We start from the raw sequence: 1,742 nt of genomic DNA on the forward strand, positions 1-1,742 counted from the left end.
CAAACTATCCACAACCCTTGTTGATTTTCCTATTTATAAACATACTTATCAACAAACTGTGGATAACTTCATTGGAACCTCTGTTTATAACTTGCATTTGAAATATTCCGCAATCTATATTACAATGAAAAGACATGATCACAATGCTTTTTTATGTACTTTTTTATGGAAGGACAGGCAAAATGGACGACATAAAGACAAATTGGACAGCCATTAAGGAGACCGTCAGAAGAGAATATAATCTCTCTGACATTTCTTATCATACCTGGGTGGAGCCTTTGGAATTTTTTAATGTAGAGAATGATGTGGTAAACATTATCATCCCATCAGATCAGGCTCATGCCTTAAATTATATCTCTACCAAATATAAGAGCTTTTTTCAGGTTACCATCACGGAAATGTTCAACCATAATTATGATGTGTATTTTCTGCTGGAAAATGACGTGAGCATAAAGGAGCTTCCTGAAAGCGAAAGCTCCTCCATGGGTTCTGCACATAATATCAATTATGAGAACGCAAACTTAAATTCAAAATACAACTTTGACACCTTTGTGGTGGGAAGCAACAATAAATTTGCACATTCGGCTTCTTTAGCGGTAGCAGAATCCCCAGGACAGGTTTACAACCCACTTTACCTTTATGGTGGTCCGGGCCTTGGAAAAACCCATTTGATGCACTCCATTGGACATTTTATCCTGGATCAGAATCCAAATATGAAGGTTCTCTATGTTACCAGCGAGGAATTTACCAACGAGGTGATCGAATCCATCCGAAGCGGTAACGCTGCATCCATGACAAAGCTGCGGGAAAAGTACAGAACAGTGGATGTGCTCATGGTAGACGACGTGCAGTTTATTATAGGAAAGGAAAGTACCCAGGAGGAATTTTTCCACACCTTCAATGTGCTTCACGGAGCCCACAAGCAGATTATTCTCTCCTCGGACAAGCCGCCTAAGGAAATGGAGACTCTGGATGAGAGATTCCGTTCCCGTTTTGAATGGGGCCTGATCGCTGATATTCAGCCTCCAGATTACGAGACCCGTATGGCTATTCTGCGCAAATATGCAGAGTCCTACGACAAGCAGATTGACGAGGAGATCATAAAATATATTGCAAACAATGTAAAATCAAATATCAGGGAGCTTGAGGGCGCATTTAACAAAATTATCGCCTTTGCAAGGTTAAATAAGGTGGAGCTCACCCTTTCCCTTGCGGAGGAAGCCCTGAAAGACGTAATTTATCCAAACAAGCCAAAGGAAATCACGCCGTCTTTGATTATCAATGTGGTGGCGGAGCATTTTGGCGTAAAGCCCGAGGATATTACCTCCAAAAAGCGCAATTCCGAATTTGTCCAGCCCAGACAGGTGGTAATGTACTTGTGCCGGGAACTGACGGATACCTCCTTTACCAATATCGGAAAGCTTCTGGGCAAAAAGGATCATACCACTATTATTCACGGCGTAAACAAAATTACCGCAGAGCTTGACACCAATGAGGAACTGCGCAATAAGGTGGATATTATCACAAAGAAGATAAATCCTTCATAGAAGATAAATCCTTCTTAGTTTTCCACAGGATGGTGTGGTTTGTCTGTTGAAGGAAGTGGAATGTATGTTGATAATTTTTCCCGCGAAAAACAGCAGTTAAAAATGGATGTGAATAACTGGCTGGTTATCCAAAAGTTATTCTGAAAGAATTCACCACTTATCCATTCCATTTTAAGCCGAATAATAGTATAATAA

Annotated in this window: 1 protein-coding gene; it reads left to right on the top strand. The window is 40.6% G+C overall.

Annotation, left to right across the window (positions count from 1 at the left end):
- The first annotated feature begins 182 nt into the window (after positions 1-182).
- The gene (gene dnaA / locus AC1WIP_RS15555) at positions 183-1,547 is read left to right on the top strand and encodes a chromosomal replication initiator protein DnaA (protein WP_481142681.1); all 1,365 of its coding nucleotides are present in this window, start codon (positions 183-185) and stop codon (positions 1,545-1,547) included.
- Positions 1,548-1,742 lie beyond the last annotated feature (195 nt).

The sequence above is a fragment of the Acetatifactor sp. genome (assembly GCF_982438285.1).

Coding starts and splice junctions, on each gene's coding strand:
- dnaA (WP_481142681.1), top strand. CDS start 183: ATGGACGACATAAAGACAAATTGGACAGCCATTAAGGAGACCGTCAGA.